This window comes from Vibrio sp. OPT24, assembly GCF_015163545.1.
In the GTDB taxonomy this organism is placed as follows: Bacteria; Pseudomonadota; Gammaproteobacteria; order Enterobacterales; family Vibrionaceae; genus Vibrio; species Vibrio cyclitrophicus.
In genome coordinates this window covers 111,394-136,927 of sequence record NZ_JADDYI010000016.1, presented here as the reverse complement: position 1 = coordinate 136,927, position 25,534 = coordinate 111,394, and the positions used below count along the sequence as shown (strand labels likewise).

Annotated in this window: 22 protein-coding genes; 21 read left to right on the top strand and 1 reads right to left on the bottom strand. The window is 45.2% G+C overall.

Annotated features, from left to right (window positions below):
* Window positions 1-104 precede the first annotated feature (104 nt).
* From der to ureG, 17 genes are all read left to right on the top strand, one after another.
* On the top strand, window positions 105-1,586 hold the full coding sequence (gene der / locus IQO02_RS05405; RefSeq protein ID WP_010440555.1) for a ribosome biogenesis GTPase Der: 1,482 nt from the start codon (window positions 105-107) through the stop codon (window positions 1,584-1,586).
* 133 nt (window positions 1,587-1,719) lie between these two features.
* Entirely contained in the window at window positions 1,720-2,622 is a 903-nt protein-coding gene (locus IQO02_RS05400; RefSeq protein ID WP_016796695.1) for a metal-dependent hydrolase, read from the top strand.
* 289 nt (window positions 2,623-2,911) lie between these two features.
* The gene (locus IQO02_RS05395; RefSeq protein WP_102305943.1) at window positions 2,912-3,916 is read left to right on the top strand and encodes a sensor domain-containing diguanylate cyclase; all 1,005 of its coding nucleotides are present in this window, start codon (window positions 2,912-2,914) and stop codon (window positions 3,914-3,916) included.
* A gap of 40 nt (window positions 3,917-3,956) precedes the next feature.
* Window positions 3,957-4,184: a zinc ribbon domain-containing protein gene (locus IQO02_RS05390; RefSeq protein ID WP_010440564.1), complete on the top strand. Its 228-nt coding sequence runs from the start codon at window positions 3,957-3,959 to the stop codon at window positions 4,182-4,184.
* A 295-nt stretch (window positions 4,185-4,479) separates the two neighbouring features.
* Entirely contained in the window at window positions 4,480-5,766 is a 1,287-nt protein-coding gene (gene urtA / locus IQO02_RS05385; protein ID WP_010440568.1) for an urea ABC transporter substrate-binding protein, read from the top strand.
* Between the two features lie 235 nt (window positions 5,767-6,001).
* Complete coding sequence (gene urtB, locus IQO02_RS05380; protein WP_016789118.1) at window positions 6,002-7,630, top strand: urea ABC transporter permease subunit UrtB; 1,629 nt, start codon at window positions 6,002-6,004, stop codon at window positions 7,628-7,630.
* A 10-nt stretch (window positions 7,631-7,640) separates the two neighbouring features.
* Complete coding sequence (urtC, locus tag IQO02_RS05375) at window positions 7,641-8,822, top strand: urea ABC transporter permease subunit UrtC (protein ID WP_016767140.1); 1,182 nt, start codon at window positions 7,641-7,643, stop codon at window positions 8,820-8,822.
* Window positions 8,819-9,661 carry an urea ABC transporter ATP-binding protein UrtD gene (urtD, locus tag IQO02_RS05370; RefSeq protein ID WP_016767142.1) on the top strand — a complete coding sequence of 281 codons (843 nt, stop codon included), beginning with the start codon at window positions 8,819-8,821 and terminating at the stop codon, window positions 9,659-9,661. Before urtC ends, urtD begins: the two co-directional genes overlap by 4 nt.
* A 1-nt stretch (window position 9,662) precedes the next feature.
* On the top strand, window positions 9,663-10,358 hold the full coding sequence (gene urtE / locus IQO02_RS05365; protein ID WP_010440573.1) for an urea ABC transporter ATP-binding subunit UrtE: 696 nt from the start codon (window positions 9,663-9,665) through the stop codon (window positions 10,356-10,358).
* Window positions 10,355-11,302: an urease accessory protein UreD gene (locus IQO02_RS05360; protein ID WP_010440575.1), complete on the top strand. Its 948-nt coding sequence runs from the start codon at window positions 10,355-10,357 to the stop codon at window positions 11,300-11,302. Before urtE ends, IQO02_RS05360 begins: the two co-directional genes overlap by 4 nt.
* A gap of 133 nt (window positions 11,303-11,435) precedes the next feature.
* Window positions 11,436-11,738: an urease subunit gamma gene (gene ureA / locus IQO02_RS05355; protein WP_004735119.1), complete on the top strand. Its 303-nt coding sequence runs from the start codon at window positions 11,436-11,438 to the stop codon at window positions 11,736-11,738.
* Between the two features lie 11 nt (window positions 11,739-11,749).
* Window positions 11,750-12,085, top strand: coding sequence for an urease subunit beta (locus IQO02_RS05350; RefSeq protein ID WP_010440579.1), 336 nt, complete (start codon window positions 11,750-11,752; stop codon window positions 12,083-12,085).
* 41 nt (window positions 12,086-12,126) lie between these two features.
* A complete protein-coding gene (gene ureC, locus IQO02_RS05345; protein ID WP_010440581.1) occupies window positions 12,127-13,830 on the top strand; it encodes an urease subunit alpha in 1,704 nt (567 codons plus the stop codon).
* Window positions 13,831-13,945: 115 nt separating this feature from the next.
* Entirely contained in the window at window positions 13,946-14,398 is a 453-nt protein-coding gene (ureE, locus tag IQO02_RS05340) for an urease accessory protein UreE (protein WP_016767144.1), read from the top strand.
* A gap of 73 nt (window positions 14,399-14,471) precedes the next feature.
* A complete protein-coding gene (locus IQO02_RS05335) occupies window positions 14,472-15,068 on the top strand; it encodes a HupE/UreJ family protein (protein ID WP_010440587.1) in 597 nt (198 codons plus the stop codon).
* Window positions 15,069-15,109: 41 nt separating this feature from the next.
* Window positions 15,110-15,790, top strand: a complete 681-nt coding sequence (locus IQO02_RS05330) for an urease accessory protein UreF (protein ID WP_010440589.1) — start codon at window positions 15,110-15,112, stop codon at window positions 15,788-15,790.
* A gap of 46 nt (window positions 15,791-15,836) precedes the next feature.
* Complete coding sequence (gene ureG, locus IQO02_RS05325) at window positions 15,837-16,478, top strand: urease accessory protein UreG (RefSeq protein WP_004735125.1); 642 nt, start codon at window positions 15,837-15,839, stop codon at window positions 16,476-16,478.
* Window positions 16,479-16,599: 121 nt separating this feature from the next.
* Here ureG and xseA read toward each other — a convergent pair whose 3' ends face one another.
* On the bottom strand, window positions 16,600-17,946 hold the full coding sequence (gene xseA / locus IQO02_RS05320) for an exodeoxyribonuclease VII large subunit (RefSeq protein WP_010440592.1): 1,347 nt from the start codon (window positions 17,944-17,946) through the stop codon (window positions 16,600-16,602).
* A 269-nt stretch (window positions 17,947-18,215) separates the two neighbouring features.
* Here xseA and guaB point away from each other — a divergent pair, with 269 nt between their 5' ends.
* From guaB to IQO02_RS05300, 4 genes are all read left to right on the top strand, one after another.
* Complete coding sequence (gene guaB / locus IQO02_RS05315) at window positions 18,216-19,679, top strand: IMP dehydrogenase (RefSeq protein ID WP_010440594.1); 1,464 nt, start codon at window positions 18,216-18,218, stop codon at window positions 19,677-19,679.
* A 378-nt stretch (window positions 19,680-20,057) separates the two neighbouring features.
* On the top strand, window positions 20,058-21,611 hold the full coding sequence (gene guaA / locus IQO02_RS05310) for a glutamine-hydrolyzing GMP synthase (RefSeq protein WP_010440596.1): 1,554 nt from the start codon (window positions 20,058-20,060) through the stop codon (window positions 21,609-21,611).
* A 288-nt stretch (window positions 21,612-21,899) separates the two neighbouring features.
* On the top strand, window positions 21,900-23,582 hold the full coding sequence (locus tag IQO02_RS05305) for a chitinase (protein WP_193838511.1): 1,683 nt from the start codon (window positions 21,900-21,902) through the stop codon (window positions 23,580-23,582).
* 335 nt (window positions 23,583-23,917) lie between these two features.
* Entirely contained in the window at window positions 23,918-25,468 is a 1,551-nt protein-coding gene (locus IQO02_RS05300; protein WP_010440609.1) for a Na+/H+ antiporter NhaC family protein, read from the top strand.
* Window positions 25,469-25,534: the final 66 nt, after the last annotated feature.

Here is a 25,534-nt window from a genome sequence, read left to right as displayed (position 1 = left end):
TGTTGTTAAAAATTAATAAACCGTGTGGTTATAGGTAAGAGTTTAAACTTGCGAACAAGTGCTTACCTATAACTACATTTAGAGAAGAAATTGTAGAGGTTGTTATGGTACCTGTTGTTGCTCTAGTAGGGCGTCCGAACGTAGGTAAATCTACGTTATTTAACCGATTGACTCGAACTCGTGATGCATTGGTTGCGGATTTTCCTGGCTTAACGCGTGACCGTAAATACGGTCATGCTCATTTTAGCGAGCATGACTTTATTGTTATTGACACTGGTGGTATCGACGGTACCGAAGAAGGTGTTGAAACTAAAATGGCTGAACAGTCGCTAGCGGCGATTGATGAAGCTGATGTCGTTCTATTTATGGTAGATGGCCGTGCTGGTCTAACACCTTCAGACGTAGCGATTGCTAAGCACCTTCGTCAACTAGAAAAGCCTTCAATGCTAGTAGTAAACAAGGTTGATGGTATTGACCCTGATGCGGCAAGTGCTGACTTCTGGCAACTAGGTGTAGAAGACATGTATCAGATCGCTGCTGCGCACGGTCGTGGTGTAACAGCGTTGATTGATCTTGCTCTTAACCCATTTGCGGAAGCGCTTAAAGCTGAGAATGGCGAAGTAAGCGATTTGACTGAGTTTGAAGACGAAGAAGAAGAGCAAGTTGATTTCACTGAAGAAGAAGCGGAAGAAGAATTCAAGCGCCTTCAAGATCAACCGATCAAGCTAGCGATCATTGGCCGTCCTAACGTAGGTAAATCAACATTAACTAACCGTATTCTTGGTGAAGAACGTGTTGTTGTTTACGATATGCCGGGCACAACCCGCGACTCTATCTACATTCCAATGCAGCGTGATGAGCGTGAATACGTTCTAATTGATACTGCGGGTGTTCGTCGTCGTAAAAATATCAACGAAACGGTTGAGAAGTTCTCAGTGGTTAAAACACTGAAAGCGATTGAAGATGCAAACGTTGTATTGCTGCTTATCGATGCTCGCGAAAACATCTCCGATCAAGATCTAAGCTTGTTAGGCTTTGCATTGAACGCGGGTCGTTCAATTGTTATTGCAGTAAACAAATGGGATGGCCTAGATAACGACGTTAAAGATCGCGTTAAGAAAGAATTAGACCGTCGTTTAGGTTTCGTTGATTTCGCACGTATTCACTTTATTTCTGCACTTCATGGTACAGGCGTTGGTCACTTGTTTGAGTCTGTTCAAGAGGCTTACAAGTCAGCAACGACTCGTGTTGGTACTTCTGTGCTAACTCGTATCATGAAAATGGCAACCGATGATCACCAACCGCCTATGGTTCGTGGGCGTCGTGTGAAACTGAAATACGCGCACGCTGGTGGCTACAACCCACCTATTATCGTTATCCACGGTAACCAAGTTCGCAACTTGCCAGATTCATACAAGCGATTCTTGATGAACTACTATCGTCGTTCACTAGAGATTATGGGTACACCTATTCGCATTCAATTCCAGAACAGCGAGAACCCATTTGAAGCGAAAACAAACAAGCTGACAATCTCTCAAGAACGTAAACGTAAGCGCATGATGAGCATGGTTAAAGGTCGTAAGTAAACCTTTCCAATAGATTTGATACCCGAGCCTGTCTCGGGTATTTTTTTAAGCAAAATTCACGTTAATCCACAACGACACATTTTTGTTTCGCTGTGGCTTAACGAATCAGACTCGATTTCAAAAGAAGAACAATATGACCACTAGCGATTTGATTACACAAGCTGAAGCAATCCCACCAACCATTACTCAATTTTGTCATCAAGCGTGGCAACTTACGGCGAAAGCGTTGTATGTAGAAAGCGACAGCAGTAAAACTTACCTGATCACTGATGTGACGCCTTTTCATCCTGTGAGTCATATTTGGCCCGATCACCCAGCAGACCAAGGCTTCGTCAATGTTGGTGACGAGCAATATCCTGTGGAAGACTGCCTTGTTGGTGCAATAGAACAATCTACTGGAAAACTTCACATCGCAGCCGATATTCCTGTTAAGCGTGATACGGAAGGCTGGGCGTTTGTGGTTGTCCACCAGCTACCTGTATTAGTTTCTATGATTAATGTTAACGATGAAGTGCTGTTGTCGGTTGATAAAGAGTACCAAGCCAGTTTGAGCCGAGGTCACAGTGCTGGCCACATTGCTTTCTTAGCGTTGAATAAAGTATTGGCTGAGAGCTACTGGCGGAAAGATGCCGACAGAAAAGATCCGCTCGGCAGTTACGACTTTAATAGCTACGCACAAGTGACTAGCTTTGTGACTCCTGAGTTGTGTACTGATAAGTATCGTTTGGGCAAAACCCTGAAGAAGCGTGGTTTGAACGTAGCAGATATGCTAACCAATCTTGATGGTATCGAAGCTGACATCAATCAGATGATTAAAGGTTGGCTCGCAGATTCGACGCCAGTGGCAATGAGATTGGAAGGCGAGGTATTAACAGACTCTCGCTATTGGGAATGGCAATTGGATAGCGATACTTTAGTGTCGATTCCGTGTGGTGGTACTCACATAGATAATACTTCAGAGCTTGGGGCGTTATCGGTTAAGTTAACTCAGCTAGATGAGCAACATATTGAAATGCTAACGCATGTAATTCGATGATTTCGGTTACAGATCGAAATTACTTATTCTGTTTAACCTGTTTTTATATGTAATTATCAAAATAAATAACCATTTAAAATTGAAATGCAGCACATGTAACTTATGCTTTCGGTGTGTGGTGATATAAATATTCTTTTTGGGGTAGATCGCTGATCAAAATAGATAAAGCAAAAGATCAACCTATGATCTTCGATTGTGTGTTGTGGTTATTTAGTGTGTTATTATTAACCAACAGCAAGCTTGCATAAGAACAGGCTGCACCCGACTACACAATTGAAAGCTTTAGTGAATGGAACAACAATTTTTATTAGAAGGCCACCGAGCAGTGAATCGTTTGCTTCGAAAGCTTGCACTTGGAATGGATCGTAAGGATTTAAACCATAAGATCATTCAGCTTACAGAGCAGCTTTTTGGGCAACGTATGGCCTCAATATTACTGCTTAACTCAAAGTCGAACACTTTACACATCGAATGCGCGCCTAACTTGCCCGATTTTTATAATCAGCAGATAGAAGGTATTGGAATTGGCGTTGGTATTGGTTCTTGTGGAGAGGCTGCTGCGCTTAAGAAAGCTGTTATGGTCTCTGATATTAATACTCACTCAAATTGGGCGCCTTTCTTAACCTTGACCAATCAAGCCAACTTACACGCTTGTTGGTCGGTGCCCATCATCTCTTCGCATGGCCACGTGCTAGGTACATTTGCTATTTACAGCCGATGCATTTCAGAACCTCATGAATTTGAACTCGAGATCTTGGAGCTGCTTGCTTCTTTGTATTCAGTAGCGCTAGAGAAATACGAGCTAGAGAATCAACTCAACTTTTTTGCCAGTCATGATTCGCTGACGCATTGCTTGAACCGCCGAGCACTGTTAAGTGAAGCTAAGAAGGTTTTAGTTAAACGATGTTTTGCGGACAAAGTGATGGCCTGCCTGTTTGTTGATGTTGATAAATTCAAGTCAATCAACGATACGTATGGCCATAGCTTTGGCGATGATGTTCTGTTAGCCGTTGCAAAAGTTCTCGATGAAGCGACTACGGCATGTGCCAAGGTAGGTCGTTACGGCGGTGACGAGTTTGTAGTGTTTTCTTGCTTTGATACCGAACAAAAAGTGTCAGACTTTTATCACAGCTTAGAAAAAGCGTTGGATAAAGCTCTCTATATTAATGGCGTTCAGTTTTCAGTCAGTGTTGGGATTGCTTGTGAAAAGTCGCCTAAAGGGCTCGATAAGTTGATTGCGTCAGCTGACAAAAGCATGTATCAAATCAAGCAAGCCAAGGCGAAGAAAGAGTAGATTACTTATTAGTACTGAAAGTAAAAAGTTAGGATTTCCTATGAGTGAAAATATCTGCCCTAAATGCCAGTCAGAACTTAGCTGGGATGGTAAATACCACTGTGAAAGCTGCCAAGATCACTTTACAAAAGTGGGCTTTTGTCCTGAGTGCAGCAGCCAATTAGAGAAGCTTCAAGCTTGTGGGGCTGCGAGCTATTTCTGCAATGGTGATTGTAACGAGCTTAAATCTAAGTCGAGAGTGAAATTCGAGTTTCAACAAGCCGAATAGTCTTACCTCTCAATGGCAAGACGATAATCTGAGGTGTTTTTTGTAGGTCTAGTATGAAAATATTGGGCCTTTTTTGTATTTAGCGAATATGCGTGTGTCATCTTGGTTCAATCTTATCGTCACTGCACCAGCATGAAACATAGTAACCTTGTCGCTATGCACTGCATTGGTGTTAACTTAGTTAAAGTACTATTAAATACAAAGGCTTAAAACTTTGTTGGTTATGTTTTAAGTTTGGCACTCTTCTTGTAACTCTGTAATTGAATAACAAAAATACAATTATGGAGTAACAATCATGAACAAGGTGTTCAATTTATCGCTAGCTGCACTGTGTACAACACTTTCATTTTCTTCTGCAACAGTGCTTGCGGCTGACGATACCATTAAAGTCGGCGTTCTACATTCATTGTCAGGCACTATGGCGATCAGTGAAACAACGCTAAAAGATACCGTTCTTATGCTCATCGACGAGCAAAACAAAAAAGGTGGCTTACTTGGTAAGAAGCTTGAGCCTGTAGTTGTTGACCCTGCGTCAAACTGGCCGTTGTTTGCTGAGAAAGCACGTGAGCTTATCGAGAAAGAAAAAGTGGATGTGGTATTTGGTGGTTGGACATCGGTATCACGTAAATCCATGCTGCCAGTTTTTGAAGAGCTAAACAGCATCCTTTTCTACCCAGTACAGTATGAAGGCGAAGAGTCCTCTAAAAACGTTTTCTACACCGGCGCTGCGCCAAACCAACAAGCGATTCCTGCCGTTGATTACTTAATGGATGAACTTGAAGTGGAACGTTGGGTGCTTGCAGGTACCGATTACGTTTATCCACGTACCACCAATAAGATCTTAGAGGCCTACCTAAAAAGTAAAGGTGTCGCAGAAGAAGACATCATGATCAACTACACACCGTTTGGTCATTCTGATTGGCAATCTATTGTTTCAGATATCAAGAAGTTTGGTGAAGCTGGTAAGAAAACCGCCGTTGTATCTACTGTGAATGGCGATGCAAACGTACCTTTCTATAAAGAGCTTGGTGCTCAAGGTGTTTCATCTGAAGACATTCCAGTGATTGCATTCTCGGTTGGCGAAGAAGAGCTATCGGGCATGGATACTGAACCTCTAGTGGGTCACTTAGCGGCATGGAACTATTTCATGAGCGTCGATACCGAAGTCAATGAAGAGTTCGTTGAAACATGGCAGTCATTCATTAAGAGTGACAAACGTGTAACGAATGACCCGATGGAAGCACACTATATTGGTTTCAATATGTGGGCTCAAGCTGTGACTAATGCGGGCACAACCGATGCTGAAGCGGTGCAAGATGCATTGATTGGTGTGTCTGTTCCAAACCTATCTGGTGGCTACTCAACCATGCTACCAAACCACCACATAACTAAACCTGTATTGATTGGTGAGATTCAAGATGATGGCCAGTTTGACATCGTTTGGGAAACCACAGGCCTTGTTGCAGGTGATGCTTGGTCTAACTACTTACCTGAATCAGCAAAACTATTCTCTAGTTGGTCTAAGCCATTCTCATGTGGTGCGTTCAACGTTGAAACTAAAAAGTGTTCTGGTGGTAACTAGAGTTATTCGCTCTTAGCTGATAACTAGTTACTGGTTATCAGCTTTCGTTACTGGGTGTTAGCTATTACCGGTAACTACTAGCTATGAATATTGAGCCTTCTCTTTAGGGAAGAGTGCTTCTGCATGGAGGCGCAACGAAAGAGAAGGCTCAAATTAGTTTCAAGTCACAACAACTATCCAAACATCCACCAAGTAAAAAATAACAATATCTAACTTGTTGGTTAAGGAAGCAGGGATGAAGAACGTATTAAACGTATTTAAGGCGCTGTTGCTCATGGCTATCAGTGCTCAGTTGGCTTTTGCTGGAATAACGGATGAAGCTAGCTTTACCAAGGCGCTAGTTGGTAAAAAAACATCGGATAAAGAGCTAGCCATCGATTGGATCATTGAGACACAAACGGAAGACGTGTCGAAGGCTATTTTAGATGGATGGTTAAACGGCAATCTCTATTACTTCAATGATAAAAAAAACGAACATTATAAACAGCTCTATCTCATTCAAAACACCAAAACAGCCACTTCAGCTCAGTCTGTATGGGATGAATCAACTCTCAATATCGACAATGCTAAGCTGTTTAAAAAGGTGCGCGTAAACAACAAACTTCGCGGGATCTTACGGGGTGAAATTGCCTCTATTGGATTAAATAGCAGTAACCCAGATGTGCGTTATCAAGCGGTTCTCGATCTACTGGGAACTAAGGATGCCACTATCATCGATCGTTTATCCGAACTTAGAGAAAATGAGACCGATGGTAAAGTCGCTGAACTAATGGATTTGTCATTAGCTATTTTTACCTCGCTTGATAACAGTGCAACAACTGAAGCTCGAGTAACATCGATTGAACGAGTGGGCGACTTTAAGCATTCAGTCGTTCTAAAAACACTGAACCAACTACTTAACGGTGAGCAAGAACCAAGCATTTTGGCTGCAACAGAGCGTGCGATGGACGATTATCAACAAAGCCAAGCTCTGTACTCAGGTGTTGAAACCGTATTCTTTGGCTTGAGTTTAGGTTCGGTATTGGTACTAGCGGGCATTGGCTTAGCGATCACCTTTGGTGTGATGGGCGTTATCAACATGGCTCATGGTGAGCTGATCATGATTGGCGCTTACACCACCTATGTATTGCAACTTCTGATGCCGAATCATATTGGTTTAGCGCTAATACTTTCTATTCCTGCAGCATTCATCGTTTCGGGCTTAGTGGGTATTGCGATTGAGCGAAGCGTGATTCGTCACCTTTATGGGCGTCCATTAGAGACCTTGCTCGCCACCTTTGGTATCAGCTTAATCTTGCAGCAAGCCGTTCGCTCTATTTTCTCTCCGCTGAACCGATCAGTGAGTACACCTGAATGGATGTCTGGTGCGCTTCAATTGAATCCTATGCTATCGCTGACTTATAACCGTCTTTACATCATCTTGTTCTGTGGCTTGGTGTTTATGGGGTTATTGATGGTTCTGAAAAAGACACCGTTAGGCCTTCAGGTTCGTGCCGTTTCTCAAAACCGTGGTATGGCTCGTGCGATGGGGATTCGATCGGAACGTGTTGATGCGATGACCTTCGGTTTAGGCTCTGGCGTCGCAGGTGTTGCGGGTGTAGCGCTTTCTCAACTGACTAACGTTGGCCCAAATATGGGGCAGGCGTACATCATTGATTCTTTCATGGTGGTGGTGTTTGGCGGGGTTGGCAACTTATGGGGCACACTAGTCGCAGGGCTCAGCCTTGGCTTATTTAATAAGATTTTAGAACCATGGGCTGGTGCGGTTCTCGCCAAGATCCTAGTACTGGTTTTCATCATTCTGTTTATTCAAAAACGTCCACGCGGACTATTCCCGCAACGTGGCCGTGCGGCTGAAGGTTAAGGACAACATCATGCAGTCTAAATCATTTGTACTTTCGGCGATGCGTGGTGACAAAGGTGGTCAACTGACCATCCTTGCCATTCTTGCGGCCGTCATTCTTATTCCGCTGGCTAACACCATGTTGCCAAGTGGACACCCGCTTCATGTTGAGACTTTTACAATCTCATTAATGGGCAAATACCTGAGTTACGCAATGTTGGCGTTGGCGCTCGATCTTGTGTGGGGCTACCTCGGAATCTTGAGTCTAGGCCATGGCGCTTTCTTTGCGCTTGGTGGCTATGCGATGGGCATGTACTTAATGCGCCAGATTGGTGACCGTGGGGTATATGGCGACCCAATCCTACCTGACTTCATGGTGTTTCTTGATTGGTCGGCGTTGCCATGGTTCTGGCAGGGCTTTGATCAGTTCTGGTTCGCCTGCCTAATGGTGGTGTTGGTACCGGGCGCATTGGCTTATTTGTTCGGTTATTTAGCTTTCCGTTCTCGAGTGTCAGGGGTGTATCTTTCTATCATGACTCAAGCGTTAACTTACGCATTGATGCTGGCGTTTTTCCGCAACGAAATGGGCTTTGGTGGTAACAATGGATTGACGGACTTTAAAGACATCATCGGTCTGAGCTTGCAAAGTGATGCAGTCAAGATAGGTCTGTTTGTTGCGACTGGTATTGCGCTAATCCTCAGCTACATCGCGTGTCGCATGGTGGTGACCAGTCGATTAGGGCGAGTGGCTTTAGCGATTCGTGATACTGAATCTCGCACTCGATTCATGGGTTACGACGTCGATGGTATCAAGCTGTGGGTCTTCGTTCTATCTGCGGTTATCGCGGGTATTGCTGGTGCTTTATATGTGCCTCAAGTCGGTATCATCAACCCGGGAGAGTTTGCTCCGCTTAACTCGATTGAGATAGTGGTTTGGGTTGCCTTGGGTGGTCGTGCCACTCTGTTTGGTGCCATCGTTGGTGCCCTGATCATCAACTACGCCAAGAGTTGGTTTACGGTTGAATTCCCAGAGGTGTGGTTATTCGCCCTAGGTGGTCTATTTGTACTTTCAACCATGTACTTCCCACAAGGTGTGATTGGCTTTGTTAGCGAGAAATGGCAACAACTGCGTAAGGCGTCGGGTTCACGAGGCAAGGGACAAGGAAAATCAGATAAGGATGATCAGTCAGAAAACAAGGAGGTGATCGTATGACCACATTTAGTAACGTTAAGGAATCGGTTCAAGCCTTCACTCGCCGAGACGAAGTCTTTGATTACCTCAAGCCTGATGTTCATCCTGCCATCGATACCCGTCATAACGTGTTGTTGTACGTGGAAGGCGTTAACAAAAACTTCGATGGTTTCCAAGCGATCAACGACCTCAATCTTTATATCAAAGAAGGCGAACTGCGCTGCATCATCGGTCCTAATGGCGCGGGTAAAACCACTATGATGGATATCATTACGGGTAAAACAAAGCCAGATACTGGTGATGTGTGGTTAGGCTCGAACATTAACTTATTGAAGATGAATGAAGCAGAAATTGCCAATGCTGGAGTTGGGCGTAAGTTTCAAAAACCGACCGTGATTGAATGTCTAACCGTTTGGCAAAACCTTGAATTAGCCATGGCGGGCGACCGCTCTGTTTGGTCTACTTTCACTGCGGTGATGTCTGGTGAGCAGAAGGACAAGCTCACCTCGGTACTTGAACTTATTCACCTAAAAGACGAAGCCGCCAACTTGGCTGGCAATCTCTCTCACGGACAAAAGCAGTGGTTAGAGATCGGCATGTTATTGATGCAGAACCCCAAGCTGTTGCTGGTGGATGAGCCCGTTGCAGGTATGACTCACCAAGAGATGGATCGTACATCGGAGTTACTTAACTCACTGGCAGGCAAACACTCTGTAGTCGTGGTTGAACACGATATGGATTTCGTTCGTTCAATCGCTAGCCATGTCACCGTACTTCATCAAGGTCACGTGTTGGCCGAAGGCACCATGGATCAAGTGCAAGCTCACCCTGAAGTTAAACAAGTTTATCTCGGAGAATAGGATGCTAGAGGTTAAATCAGTTAATCAATATTACGGTGAGAGCCACACATTGTGGGATTTAGACATGCAGATCCCAGAAGGCAAATGCACGGTATTGATGGGACGCAATGGCGTTGGTAAAACGACTCTTCTGCAATGCATCATGGGGCTAGTTAAAGTCAAAAGTGGTGACATTTCGTTATCGGGTGAATCGCTTTTGAAAACCGATGCCGAAGATCGTGCTCGCCAAGGAATCGGTTATGTGCCGCAGGGGCGTCAGATCTTTCCGATGCTTACTGTGCAAGAAAATCTAGAAGTCGGTTTACCGATTCGCGACAAGGGTGACCGTAAGATCCCAGAGTTTATCTTCGATATCTTCCCTGTATTAAAAGAGATGCTGCATCGACGTGGTGGCGACTTATCTGGTGGTCAGCAACAACAGCTCGCGATTGGTCGTGCGTTGGTGGTTAACCCTAAGCTATTGATCTTGGATGAACCGACAGAAGGTATTCAGCCCAATATCGTGCAAGAGATTGGCGACATCATTCGTATGCTTAACGAGAAGATGGGACTCACGGTTCTGCTTGTAGAGCAAAAGCTACCATTTGCGAGAAAGGTTGGTGATCGCTTCTGCATTCTTGACCGTGGACGTCAGGTCGCGGAAGGAGAAATGAAAGGGCTCAATGAATCCTTGATCAAGGAGTACCTGACCGTATGAGTGCTTTATTTTCTTTGAGCGAAGAAAGGGACGCTTCTCTAACCGAGGCTTTGTCTCTGAATGAAACCATTGAACAAGATATTCGAGACGGCTGGCAGGCGAGCTTAAACCTCAACTTTGTCGACCGTGGTGATAAAACCGTTTTAAAGAATCGTCAGCAGTCTGGTCCGCTTGCGGTGCAACGCCCCTTGTATCCTGATGGGGAAACGTGTCACACCTACTTACTCCATCCCCCCGGCGGAGTAGTAGGTGGTGACACTCTCAACATTGAAGCGACCATAGAAAGTGGCGCTCATGCGCTAATTACCACCCCCGGTGCCACTAAGTTTTATCGTTCTAATAATAAGTACGCCAAGCAGAAGCAGACCTTGCGAGTGAAGAAAGATGCGCGCTTGGAATGGATGCCGCAAGAGAACATTTTTTTCCCTAATGCACACGTACGTTTAGACACTGAAATTCGGCTAGAAAAGGGCGCACAGTTTTGGGGTTGGGAGATGCACTGTTTTGGGCGACCTGCACAGAATGAGGGATTTGAGCATGGTCACCTTGTAGGGAAAACAGAAATCTATCTTGATAATCAAAGGCTTCTCACTGAAGGTTTTAATTTTCATGGTGGCGATAAGTTAATGATAAATATGGGGTTACTTGATTTCTCAATGATGGGAACCTTTTATCTTACGTCAAATGAGAAGCAAGATTTAGAGTTGGTACAGAGCTTGCTCTTATCTATTACACAGCAAGCTTCACAGCAATCAGTCACATCGAAAGTGCCGAATGAGCCCACATTAATAATGGGTGCGACGCAAATAGAGGGATTGATTGTGGTGCGAGCCTTGGGTAATTGGAGTGAAGACATCCTCCAAGCCTTTGGTCAGATATGGCAAGCAACTCGCTCTCATTTGTGTGGTACGACTCCTGATTTACCAAGGATTTGGGCGACTTAGCGATTAGCCCTTTTTGTACCGAGGGCGACTTCCGGCCCTCGGTACATTTTTTAAAGCTTGCTATGTTTGAATCCCACTTACTGCTCATGCGTTTTTGAGCACTAAGAAAACAACACTAACAGCGGGCGGCTAAATGGAATTAACACCAAGAGAAAAAGATAAGCTACTTATCTTCTGCGCAGGAATGCTGGCACAGCAGCGCAAACAAAAAGGCTTAAAACTCAACTATCCAGAATCTATTGCACTGATCAGCAGTGCCATTCTTGAAGGTGCCCGCGAGGGTAAAACCGTTTCAGAGTTGATGGATTTTGGACGCACACTTCTTACTGTCGATGACGTTATGGAGGGGATCCCTTCCATGATCCCTGATGTACAAGTCGAAGCCACTTTTCCTGATGGCACCAAGTTGGTGACCGTTCATGAACCTATTGTGTAGGGAGAAGCAAGATGGCTGGTTCCACAAAAAAATACTCAGGTTTCGTTCCCGGCAAAGTAGAAACCGCTCCCGGTGACATCACCTTAAATGAAGGTCGCGAGACAACGTCAGTTAAAGTTCAAAACATTGGCGATCGTCCTATTCAAATTGGCTCTCATTACCACTTCTATGAAGCAAATCCTTCGCTGATCTTTGATAGAGAAACCACTAAAGGCTTTCGGCTCAATATCCCTGCGGGCACTGCAACTCGATTCGAGCCGGGTCAGTCGCGTAGCGTCGAGTTAGTACGTTATGCCGGTAAGTTAGAAATTTACGGCTTCCAAGGAAAGGTGATGGGCAAGCTTTAAGAGCTCCTCACGGAAATAATTAAAACAACAAAGGATTGATCATGGCGACGATATCCAGACAGGCTTACGCCGAAATGTTCGGGCCCACAGTTGGAGACCGAGTGCGTCTTGCTGACACCGATTTATGGTTAGAAGTTGAAAAAGATTACACCGTTTACGGCGACGAAGTGAAATTCGGCGGTGGCAAAGTCATCCGTGATGGACAAGGGCAAAGCCAACGTCCAAGTGCTGAGACACCGGATTTGGTGATTACCAACGCCATCGTATTAGACTACTGGGGCATCGTGAAAGCCGATGTCGCAATTAAAGATGGCCGAGTTCAGGCATTAGGTAAAGCGGGCAACCCAGATGTTCAACCGGGTGTTGATATTGTGATTGGCCCAGGCACCGAAATTTTAGCCGGTGAAGGCTCTATTCTGACGGCTGGTGGCATTGATTCACACATCCACTTTATCTGCCCGCAACAAATTGAAGAAGCGCTAGCTTCAGGTGTTACCACCATGATTGGCGGTGGCACTGGGCCAAATACGGGTACTAACGCAACCACATGTACGCCAGGGCCTTGGAACATGCACCGCATGTTGGAATCACTCGATCAATTCCCAATGAACTTTGGTTTGTTAGGTAAAGGCAATGCAAGTCAGCCAGAAGCTCTACGCGAACAAGTCGCAGCAGGTGCAGTCGGTTTGAAGTTGCACGAAGACTGGGGAACAACCCCCGCTTCAATCGATACCTGCTTAAGTGTTGCTGACGAGATGGACGTACAAGTTGCGATTCATACCGACACTCTGAATGAATCTGGTTTTGTTGAATCGACACTTGGCGCAATCGGTGACCGCGTGATTCATACATATCACACCGAAGGTGCGGGTGGTGGTCACGCTCCTGATATTATTCGTGCTGCAGGTGAACCGAATGTTCTGCCTTCTTCGACTAACCCTACACGACCTTACACCATAAACACCGTCGATGAGCATTTGGACATGTTGATGGTATGTCACCACCTTTCCCCGTCTATTGCTGAAGATGTGGCGTTCGCCGAGTCGCGTATTCGTCGTGAAACCATTGCCGCTGAAGACATTCTTCATGATTTAGGTGCGTTTTCTATGATCGCTTCGGATTCTCAAGCGATGGGGCGAGTGGGTGAAGTAATAACTCGAACTTGGCAAACCGCGCACAAGATGAAAGTTCAGCGCGGTAGCCTAAAAGAAGATTCAGACTACAGCGATAACTTCCGTCTAAGACGTTATGTCGCTAAGTACACCATCAACCCTGCGATTACTCATGGTATGTCTCATGAAATCGGTTCTATCGAAGCCGGAAAATTAGCAGACTTAGTGTTGTGGAAGCCCGCTTTCTTTGGTGTGAAACCAAGCGTGATTTTGAAAGGCGGCATGATCGCCATGGCACCAATGGGTGATCCCAATGCTTCTATCCCAACCCCTCAGCCAGTTCACTATCGCTCTATGTTTGGTAGCTATGGCAAGGCGTGTCAGAACACATCGATGTTGTTTGTTTCCAAGGAAGCCAAGGCGCAGAACATCGATAAGCAGTTGGGGCTGCAGAGTTTGATTGGCGTAGTGAGCAACTGCCGAAACATCAGTAAAGCTGACATGAAGCTTAACGATTGGATGCCGAAGATTGAGGTCGACTCTCAGACTTATCAAGTGCGCGCTGATGGCGAGCTGCTTACGTGTGAACCTGCTGAAGAACTGCCAATGGCTCAAAGATATTTTCTATTTTAATAGCTCGGCTGAAGGCTCTTATCTTAGACCTTTAGCTGAAGCTCGTGTTTTAGCTCTTGGCTGAGGGCTCTTATTTTGAACGTTATAAATCTCACAAGGAGATTGAGGTAATAGCATGATTGAACTAACTCATATTCAAGAGGAGTTAAACACGACTCCTGATGGCTTTCTAAGTCTACCGATCGATAGTCGTATTAAGAGTCGTCTTAAAGTCACACTCGATGACGGGCGCAATGCAGGGCTGTTTCTACCACGAGGTCATATCTTGCGTGGCGGTGAACAACTCTCAAGTGAATGTGGCTTGGTCGTGGAAGTGAAAGCGGCACCTGAAACCGTTTCGACTGTTTACTGTGAAGATCTGCTCCTACTAACGCGAGTGGCTTACCACCTTGGCAATCGACATGTTCCGTTGCAAGTGGAAGCTGGCTGGGTTCGTTATCAACACGACCATGTTTTGGATGAAATGGTTGAAGGCTTAGGCGCTAAAGTGACCACCGAGACACAACCGTTTGAACCTGAAGGCGGCGCTTATGGCGGTCGCTCGGGTGGTCATCACCACCATCATTAATCGAGTCATTTGAGACTCACCCATTTATAGATACAACCACGATATTAATAACTATAAACGCAAGGAACTCGCGATGAACTTTAAAACAGCTGCAGGCTTATGTACTTTCACAATAGCTTCTCTAACAACATCGACATTGGCATTGGCTCATCCAGGTCATGGATCTCACTCGGTTCATGAGTCTCACTCATTTATGTCTGGCTTAACTCACCCTGTGACAGGCATGGATCACCTGATCATGCTGATCGCTTTTGGTCTATTAATTGGCGCACTGTCATTTTCAACCAAGATCAAAGCAGCTTTGATTGGTGGTGGATTAGTATCGTTAATGCTTGGTCTTATCGCAGGCCAAGCCTTGGGTTTCTCTGTGATTGTTGAACCAGCGATCATCGCTTCTCTGTTTGTAGTTAGTTTATGTTTATGGCACGTATTCTCACCATCAACTAAGCGTGTAAACAGTGTATTAGCGGCTTCGATTGGTATGTTGTTTTTCCATGGTTACGCACACGGTGTTGAGGCGGCAAGTAATCTGACTCAGTTTGCAGCAGGCATGGGCATCAGTGCTTTGGCATTAATGGTTATCGGCACTTTGGTTGGCCGTGCGGTTTACTCTAAATGGCTGTCGGTTGGCGTGGCTTCAGCAAGCGCACTATTGATTTTAGGCGCGTAAGCTCTCGAACTTTTTGATTCTAGAAGGCAGAGAGCAAGAGTATGACCAAAACAGAAAATATCGCTATTTATCGTCTCTTTCAATTGATCAGTCCATCGTTGCCGATTGGTGGTTTCACTTATTCGCAAGGGCTAGAGCTTGCTGTAGAAGCGGGGTGGGTGACCGATCGCAACAGCATGGAACAGTGGCTCAATACCATCGTCAGTTCCAGTGTCGCGACTTTGGAATTGCCCATCTTAGAGCGCCTTTATCACGCGCTAGAAAAAGGTGAGCTCGATGAGATTGAGCACTGGTGTAACTATTTGTACTCAAGTCGTGAAACCAGTGAATTGCGAGCGGAAGAGAAACAGCGTGGACAAGCCTTGAATACTCTGTTGAAGCGTTTAGATATCGATATTTCGTTGGTGGACTCTGTTGATAGTCATCCTAACCAACTGTTGGGCATGTGTATGGCGGCTCAGCATTGGGGCATTGATTTAGAGATCCTCAAGCAGGGTTATTTATGGAGCTGGCTTGAAAACATCGTTACCGCAGGGGTCAAGTTAGTGCCTTTAGGTCAAACCGATGGTCAGTTGGCACTGATTAATATCACCAACACGTTTCCCGAGATCATTGAGAAAGCACGCACGATAGAAGATTGGATGATAGGCAGCTTTTCGCCATCAATGGCATTAGCAAGTTCACTGCACGAAACACAATACACGAGACTATTTCGTTCGTAGCGGTTAGCACGAACGATGTAGTAAAAAGAATATAAGGAAGTAGACAATGGAAAGTTATAAGCAACCCCTTCGAATTGGTATTGGCGGCCCGGTAGGCTCTGGTAAAACAGCATTGTTAGAGGTGTTGTGTAAGGCGATTCGCGACAAGCTAAACATTGCTGTGGTAACCAACGACATTTACACCCAAGAAGATGCAAAGATACTCACACGTGCTGAAGCTCTCGAACCTGACCGCATCATTGGCGTAGAAACCGGTGGTTGTCCGCACACGGCTATCCGTGAAGATGCTTCGATGAACTTAGCTGCCGTAGAGGAGCTTGCTAAGCTACATAAGAACCTTGATGTGGTGTTTGTTGAAAGTGGTGGCGATAACCTGAGTGCGACGTTCAGCCCTGAGTTAGCCGACCTTACTATCTACGTGATTGATGTTGCTGAAGGGGAGAAGATCCCACGTAAAGGTGGCCCAGGTATTACACGATCTGATCTGTTGGTTATCAATAAAATCGATTTAGCACCGTATGTTGGCGCGTCACTTGAGGTGATGGAGCAAGATACGCAGCGCATGCGTCCAACCAAACCATACGTGTTCACCAACCTAAAAGAGAGCCAAGGTTTGGACTTCATCATCAACTTTATTGTGACGGAAGGTATGCTGACTATGAAGGAGCCTTCTACGACTGAGTCGTGAATCATGAATAGGGAGTAGAGTTTAAATCCGTTCGCTTTCTAATTTATTAGACACAAAAAAGCCCTGTCGATTATCGATAGGGCTTTCTGATTTTAAAGGGCTTTTAACGTTCGAGTCGAATCTAAAGCTCGCTCTTAGCGACTCTTGTTGTCACTTGTGATTCAATCACGCCATCTTCAACTTGAGTGGTGATCACTTCACCTGGTTCGACATCGTTAATTGATGACACGGTATTGCCCGATGTTGAATGGGTAATGCTGTAGCCTCGCTTCAAGGTTGCCAGTGGGCTCACTGTCTCTAACTTCTCTGCAGCCATGGCTAGCTGGTGGCGAGTGGTTAGCAGTGTTTTATCCATCGCATCCAATAGCTTCTGTTCTGAGCGTTGTAGATGCAACTTCTGTTCGCCAAGGCGCTTCACTGGCGAGTTCAACTGAAGCTGATGTTGTTTACGTTCAACACGCTGTGCATGCTGCTTTAGGTATTGAGCCATACCACGACGTAAGCGCATGTCTAAGTCATCAAGCTGCTGACTCTGTTTTTGCAGTTGGTAGCTAGGGTGTTGTTTCTCTAAGCGGTATTTCAACGTTTGAGTTGATTGCGCTTGTTTGATTAGTACATGACGAATTGCACTGACTAAGCGAGCGCGTTTAGAGACAAAAGCTTGTTCTTTATGACTGTTATCACGGCTAACCAGTTCGGCTGCTGCTGACGGTGTTGGTGCACGCATATCTGCGACGAAATCAGCTATAGTGACGTCAATTTCGTGGCCAACTGCGCTGATAATCGGGATCTGGCTTGCTGCAATTGTGCGAGCAACGATCTCGTTATTAAAGCACCATAAGTCTTCTAATGAACCGCCGCCACGACCCACGATCAACACATCACATTCATTGCGTTCGTTAGCTCGTCCAATCGCTTGAGCTATCTGAATTGCAGCCTCTTCGCCTTGAACCATGGTTGGGTAAACCACAACCGGTAATGAAGGATCGCGTCTTTTCAGTACATCAAGGATGTCAAACAGTGCAGCACCGGTTTTTGAGGTGATCACGCCAACGCGCTTTGGGTGTTCAGGAAGCGGTTGCTTGCTTGATTGAGCAAATAATCCTTCTGCGGCGAGGTTCATCTTAAGTTTTTCAAACTCTTGCTGAAGCTTACCATCACCCTCTGGCTGCATGCTTTCGATGATTAGCTGATAGTCACCACGCGGCTCATAAAGAGACAGACGTGCTTTGACTAAAACTTGATTACCGTTCTGAGGCTTAAAAGTCACACGGCGGTTATTGCCACGAAACATAGCGCACTTAACTTGAGCGCGAGAGTCTTTAAGCGTGAGGTACCAGTGACCGGAGACAGGTGCAGAGAAATTTGAGATTTCACCAACGAGCCAGACTATCCCCATTTCGTTTTCTAATAGGAGACGAACCTCTGAGTTGAGGCGAGAAACAGTAAAGATGTTTGGATTAGTCATAGAAGCACTATCTTTCCTTGAAGGAAGGTCTTTCTTGGAATCTCACAGGGCGTGAGTATGGAAGATAGCGGCAATATAATACATAGCAAGGGGGTAAATGCAAATTAAAAATACAAAAATGTGTAGCCAAGCGATTTCGTTGGCCGTATAATCCGTCCGCAATATCTAATCCAAATGCAGTTTAATTTTCCTTAATTGGCTGCCCTCATTAGGCGAAACGATGAGATTGGATTGTTTCTTTTTACTCCTATTATTGTGAGATATTGCAAATGCTAAGAATTGCCAAAGAAGCGCTGACATTCGACGACGTACTGCTAGTGCCAGCACACTCCACCGTTCTCCCTAATACAGCTGATCTTCGCACTCAGCTGACGAAGAATATTTCCCTAAACATCCCAATGATCTCTGCATCGATGGATACTGTGACAGAAGCTCGCCTAGCGATTGCACTGGCACAAGAAGGCGGAATCGGCTTCATTCATAAGAACATGTCTATTGAACAGCAAGCTGAAATGGTTCGCCAGGTTAAAATTTACGAAGCAGGTGTGGTTTCTCACCCTGTTACTGTAAACCCTGACGCGACAATCGCTGATGTTGTAGCTCTTACTCAAAAACACGGCTTCGCTGGTTTCCCTGTTGTTACTGAAACAAACGAACTTGTTGGTATTATTACTGGCCGTGACGTTCGCTTTGTGACTGACCTTTCTAAGAAAGTTGACGTAGTAATGACACCTAAAGCTCGCCTTGCTTCTGTTAAAGAAGGTGCAACTCGTGAAGAAGTTCAAGAGAAAATGCACGAAGCGCGTGTTGAGAAAGTTCTTGTTGTAAATGATGACTTCCAACTTACTGGAATGATCACTGCAAAAGATTTCCACAAAGCAGAACGTAAACCAAACGCTTGTAAAGATGAGCGCGGCAGCCTACGTGTAGGTGCAGCTGTTGGTGCTGGTGCTGGTAACGAAGAGCGCGTTGCTGCTCTTGTTGAAGCAGGCGTAGACGTTCTACTTATCGACTCTTCACACGGTCACTCTGAAGGCGTACTTAACCGTATCCGCGAAACTCGTGCTGCCTACCCTGATCTACAAATCATCGGTGGTAACGTAGCAACTGGCGCTGGCGCTCGTGCTCTTATCGAAGCTGGTGTAAGTGCAGTTAAAGTGGGTATCGGCCCGGGTTCAATCTGTACGACTCGTATCGTTACTGGTGTTGGTGTTCCTCAAGTAACAGCAATCGCAGACGCAGCTGAAGTAGCAAACGAATACGGTATTCCAGTAATCGCAGATGGCGGTATCCGCTTCTCTGGTGATATCTGTAAAGCGATCGTTGCTGGCGCATCTTGTGTGATGGTTGGTTCAATGTTCGCGGGTACTGAAGAAGCACCGGGTGAAGTTATCCTTTACAACGGTCGTTCTTACAAGTCTTACCGTGGTATGGGTTCTCTTGGCGCTATGTCTCAAGGTTCTTCTGACCGTTACTTCCAATCTGACAACGCTGCAGACAAGCTTGTTCCAGAAGGGATTGAAGGTCGTATCGCATACAAAGGTCGTCTAAAAGAGATCGTTCACCAACAGATGGGCGGTTTACGCTCAAGCATGGGCCTAACGGGTTCTGCAACTGTTGAAGATATGCGTACTAAAGCTGAGTTTGTTCGTATCTCTGGTGCGGGCATGAAAGAATCTCACGTACACGATGTTCAAATCACGAAAGAAGCACCTAACTACCGTTTAGGTTAATAATACGTCCAAACGTTTGAATAATGTGCTGATTTAGTCGGCACATTAATATACCAATCGTAGTAAATAACGGGTCATCCTAGCTTGTTAAAAAGCTCGATAACTTCGTTAGAATTTTTGATTGTAGAATAACTACTTATCAGAACTCTTTGTCGAATAGAGCAGCCTTGTTCTCAAGCTTTTTTCCTGCGCTATTCCTGAACAATTACTTACTGTGATTGGTATTATATCTACCGCTTGTTTTGTTTAGAGAGTGGTTCTCACAAAACATCGCCTTACAGATAACCTACGAAAACGTTTGCTTTATTTCTTGAAGAGTTAATCAGAGGTGAGTAAACTCGCCTCCGTTTTATCACATAGCCAATAAGACTACTTACAATGACTAAAAATATTCATGACCAACGTATTCTAATTCTGGACTTCGGTTCTCAATACACACAGCTAGTTGCTCGTCGTATTCGTGAGATCGGTGTTTACTGTGAACTTTGGAGCTGGGACGTAGAAGAAGCGGATATTCGTGAATTCAATCCAGACGGCATTATCCTATCTGGCGGCCCTGAAAGTGTAACGGAAGAGAATTCTCCACGTGCACCTCAGTACGTATTTGATTCAGGTGTTCCTGTCTTCGGTATTTGCTACGGCATGCAAACTATGGCTGAGCAACTTGGCGGTAAAGTAGCGACGTCTACTGAACGCGAGTTTGGCTACGCAGCTGTACAAGTGACTGGCGAATCAGCACTTTTCGCTGACCTTGAGACGACTCAAGATGTTTGGATGAGCCACGGTGACAAAGTGGTTGAGATCCCTGCTGATTTCACAAAGATCGCTGAAACAGACACTTGCCCATACGCTGCAATGGCAAATGAAGATAAGAAGTACTACGGCGTACAATTCCACCCAGAAGTAACACACACTAAGAACGGCCTAAAAATGCTTGAGAACTTTGTTCTTAATGCATGTGGTTGTGAAGGTCTGTGGACTCCAGCTTCAATCATTGAAGATGCAGTTGCACGTATTAAAGAACAAGTAGGTGACGATGAAGTTATCCTTGGTCTTTCTGGTGGTGTGGATTCATCAGTAGTTGCGATGCTTGCTCACCGTGCTATCGGCGACAAACTAACATGTGTATTTGTAGATAACGGCCTTCTTCGTTTAAACGAAGGTGAGCAGGTTATGGAGATGTTCGGCAATAAGTTTGGCCTAAACATCATCAAAGTAGATGCTGAAGAGCGTTTCCTTAACGCTCTGGAAGGCGAAGCTGAACCAGAAGCGAAACGTAAGATCATCGGCCACGTATTCGTAGATATCTTCGATGAAGAATCTAAGAAACTGAAGAATGCTAAGTGGCTTGCTCAGGGTACTATCTACCCAGACGTAATCGAGTCTGCAGCATCTAAGACAGGTAAAGCACACGTAATCAAATCTCACCACAACGTTGGCGGCCTTCCTGATGATATGGAAATGGGCCTTGTTGAGCCTCTACGTGAGCTGTTTAAAGATGAAGTACGTAAGATAGGCCTAGAGCTTGGTCTTCCATACAACATGCTTTACCGTCACCCTTTCCCGGGTCCAGGTCTAGGTGTTCGTGTACTTGGTGAAGTGAAGAAAGAGTACTGTGATTTACTGCGTCGTGCTGATGCTATCTTCATTGAAGAGCTTCACGCTGCTGACCTTTACCACAAAGTATCTCAAGCATTCACGGTATTCCTACCAGTACGTTCAGTTGGCGTAATGGGCGATGGCCGTAAGTACGATTGGGTTGTATCTCTACGTGCTGTAGAAACTATCGACTTTATGACTGCTCACTGGGCGCACCTACCATACGACTTCCTAGGTAAGGTTTCTAACCGTATTATCAACGAAGTTAACGGCATTTCACGTGTTGTTTACGATATTTCTGGTAAGCCACCAGCAACTATCGAGTGGGAATAATCTTTTAGAGATTTAACCAGCTTTGATTAAGATCTTAAGCCTCGAACTCAGTTCGGGGCTTTTTTCTTTTTGATTCAGGGTATTAAAGAGCCATATCTAACCTCTAGAAACCAAATGGGTTGGAAATTAGATATCAGCTCAAGAAACCATGAGACGCTTTGTTGTATGAGCTATATATCAAAAATATCACTCGCAATTTTTATAAATTCATACAGCAACGGCTATGGTATTTCGCGTGTGAAGCATACTCTTTGATGGACTTATTAAGGACAGATAAGAGAATCCATCATGTTAAAAATCAAATATTTGGCGACAGTGCTCGGCTGCACATTGGCTGCGCAAAGTCATGCGTCTTTGAATATCCAGCCTGATCCGCAAAACCCGAATGGTTACCTTGTTGAAAAATCGGCATTACAAGCTGCTGAACAAGCGAAAACATCCGATCCTATGTATGCGATCTGGTCACAGGCATTACAAACTCGTCCCAATAGTGTTGTTGAAGCTATAGAGCCGGGCTTAGCCTCTAATCCTGAAAACGTAAAACGAGTCGAACGTGTATTCCCTCAATCTGAATGGAACTTCCTCACTCAGATGGCTGCACCAGAATACACCTACACTCGTTTCTTACGTGCGATTGGTAAATTCCCCGCTTTCTGTGGAGAGTACACCGATGGTCGTGACTCCGACGCTATCTGTAAAAAATCCATTATCACGGCCTTTGCTCATTTCTCACAAGAGACGGGTGGCCACATCGCGATAGACAACACCTCTGATAACCCATTAGCGCTAGAAGAGTGGCAGCAAGCGTTGGTACATGTTCGTGAAATGGGCTGGTCTGAAGGCCAAGAGGGCTACACTACGGGTTGTGGTCAGAACGATTGGCAAAATGCTCGCTGGCCATGTGCCGCGGGGCAGGGTTACTTTGGGCGAGGTGCCAAGCAGCTTTCTTACCATTTTAATTACGGTGCGTTCTCTGAAGTGATGTTCGATGGTGATGCAACGGTGTTACTGAATAATCCGGGCTTAGTCGCTGATTCTTGGCTGAACTTTGCTTCTGCTATCTGGTTCTTCCTTACTCCTCAAGCACCTAAACCAGCAATGTTGCACGTTATCGACCGCACTTGGACGCCATCTCAGCGCGAATTAGATACGGGCATTGGTTATGGGTTTGGTACCACGATCAATGTGATTAATGGTGGTATTGAATGTGGGGAGCAGAACAAAGATAAAGGCCAACCGGTTAACCGTATTCGTTATTGGGAAGGGTTAGCAGCGCACTACGAGATCCCTGTAGAAGCGGATGAAGCCAATACATGTTGGCAGCAAACGCCTTACGGAAGCTTGAACCTTAACGGTGCGACGGATGTGCTGTATACCAACTGGGATGGCAACTGGAAATATTACGCAGACCGCCCAGAAGGCTACTCATTTGAATGTGAGTTGGTTGGATTCCAAACGGCATATTCAGCGCTGGTGGCTGGCGATTACGAGAAGTGTGTGACCAACTTTTATGGTTCTCATGCGAGCTGGCCTGAAGTGAAAGTGGTCGACAAGCTTGATCCGGTAGACCCAGGAACTGATCCCGGAGGTAATGGTTGGAGTGTGACCAAGGTTTACAATGCGGGTGACCAAGTGACTCACAATGGTGCGACTTACGAAGCGAAATGGTGGACACAAGGGGATGACCCTGCCAATGGCGGCCCTTGGAAGTTGCTTACTGGAGATCCGACACCACCCGTCGTCACAGACCCGTCGCCAGTCGATCCAGTTCCGGTAGAACCAACACCGCTTGAGCCGCCTGTCGTCGTTGACCCATCGGTATTTATTACATGGCAAGCAGGTGTCAGCCAGGTGAATAATGGTGACAAGGTGACACATAACGGCAAGTGTTTCGTAGCTAAAAACGGTCCGGGTGTTTGGGAAAGCCCCGTACAGTCGAATTGGTTCTGGGATGAAATTAGTTGTCAGTGATCTGTCATTATTAATCAACCTCTGCTTTAGGTTGGCTTACTAAGCTGACCCGTGTTGTTCAAAAGCCGAAAGTTATGACTTTCGGCTTTTTTATTGCGCCTTCTCACCATGAGAGTTGAGAAGCCACACTATCCACACTATCAAACACTGAGTTGAATAATGACTCCTACTTTCTTTCATTAAGGAAATCGTTTCAGGTAGGTTGCTCTGCACTCTCGTTAATAAGAGGATTATTTAACTAGTTATGAAATAAAGTTCTGTACAAATGACCATTGTGAATTTATATTCATTTTTTAATTATATTTATTCTTTTATTTTAGGGTTAAGGTGTACCTATGGAGCAGACAGATATCACGTCACTCATCCCCATTGTGATTACTTTGGTGTTGTCATTGGCGACAAGGAATGTAGTGATCGGCCTTTTTGCTGGCGTATTGAGTGGTGTAGCAATGCTCACCGGTATGTTTAGTGAACTTAATCCTCTTGATACGTTTGGCACTATGGTGAAAGGCTATCTGGTACCTCAACTGACCGATAGCTATAATGCAGGTGTGATTATGCTTTTGATTTTCATCGGCGGTTTTGTTGCTTTGATGGAAAAGTCCGGTGGTGGTGTCGCATTCGCAAAGCGGGTGACTCAGTGGGTAAGCAATAAATGCCAAGCTCAAGTGTCTGCTTGGTTAGGTGGAATTGTTATATTTTTCTCAGACTTAGGCACTCCTTTAATTGTCGGCCCTGTTTTTCGTCCCCTTTTCGATAAACTGAAACTTTCAAGACAGAAGCTAGCATTCATTATTGACTCAACCTCCTCTCCCGTCGCGATTCTTATCCCTTTTATTGGCTGGGGTGTTTATATCATGGGGTTGATTCAAAAAGAGTTTACCGCTTTGAATGTCAACATGTCGGATTGGGATGCTTTCATCGGCGCGATTCCTTTTCAGTTCTACGCTTTCTTAGCGATCTTTATTGTTCCTTTAGTTTCTTTTAAAGGTTTAGACTTCGGACCAATGGCAAAGGCAGAGCGTGATTGCCAAGCGGGTCTTTGTTCTGGTGCGAATAATGAGTCGTTGAATCCTTTCTCGCATAAAAATGCAAAAGCATCTTTTGTTTGGGCACCGCTACTCGTGATGGTCGTTGTATTGTTCACCATGTTGGTTCCGCAAGGCTTCCCGTTCCAAAAGGTTGCAGGTTCGTCATTCAGAGCGGCTTTATCATCGGCTTATTTTTTTGCTGCGATTACCTTGATCTCGCTAATGGCTTATTACGGTGTAAGAAAATTGTCTGATGGTGTTTCGGTGTATTTAAAGGGCATGGGAAATATGATGCCTGTAGCGATCATTCTTGTATTGGCATGGGCGTTAAGCACCGTCGGTAAAGAGTTAGGCGCCGCGGCTTATATTGCAGAACAAGCACAAAGTGGCTTTCCTTACTGGTTAGTGCCTGCCGTCGCTTTTTTGTTGTCGGCGATTATTTCATTCGCAACGGGATCGTCGTGGGGAACCTTCGCGATTATGATGCCATTGGTTATTCCAACCGCTTTTGCGATTGATGCGCCTTTACTAGTGGCAATCGGTGCTGTGTTGTCGGGAGGTTTGTTTGGGGATCACTGTTCACCGATCTCTGAAACAACCATTCTTTCTTCAACTGGCGCAGGGTGTGATCAATTTGAACACTTTAAGACTCAACTTCCTTATGCGTTGATGAATGGCTCTATCGCATTGGTGAGCTTTGTTGTGGCAGGCTTTACGGGAAGTACATGGGTTGTGCTAGGAGCTCTGATTGCTCAGCTTATCCTTGTGACTCTGTTAGCCAAGTACGATGCGAGTAAAAACACTTCTTCAGAAGTTCAACCTCAAGTGTCTGAATCTAAAACACAACAAGCGTAATTTAAGATTACAGAAGAGGGCGAGATTCCAGATATCTCGTCCCTCGATTCTGGAATGACGATCCAA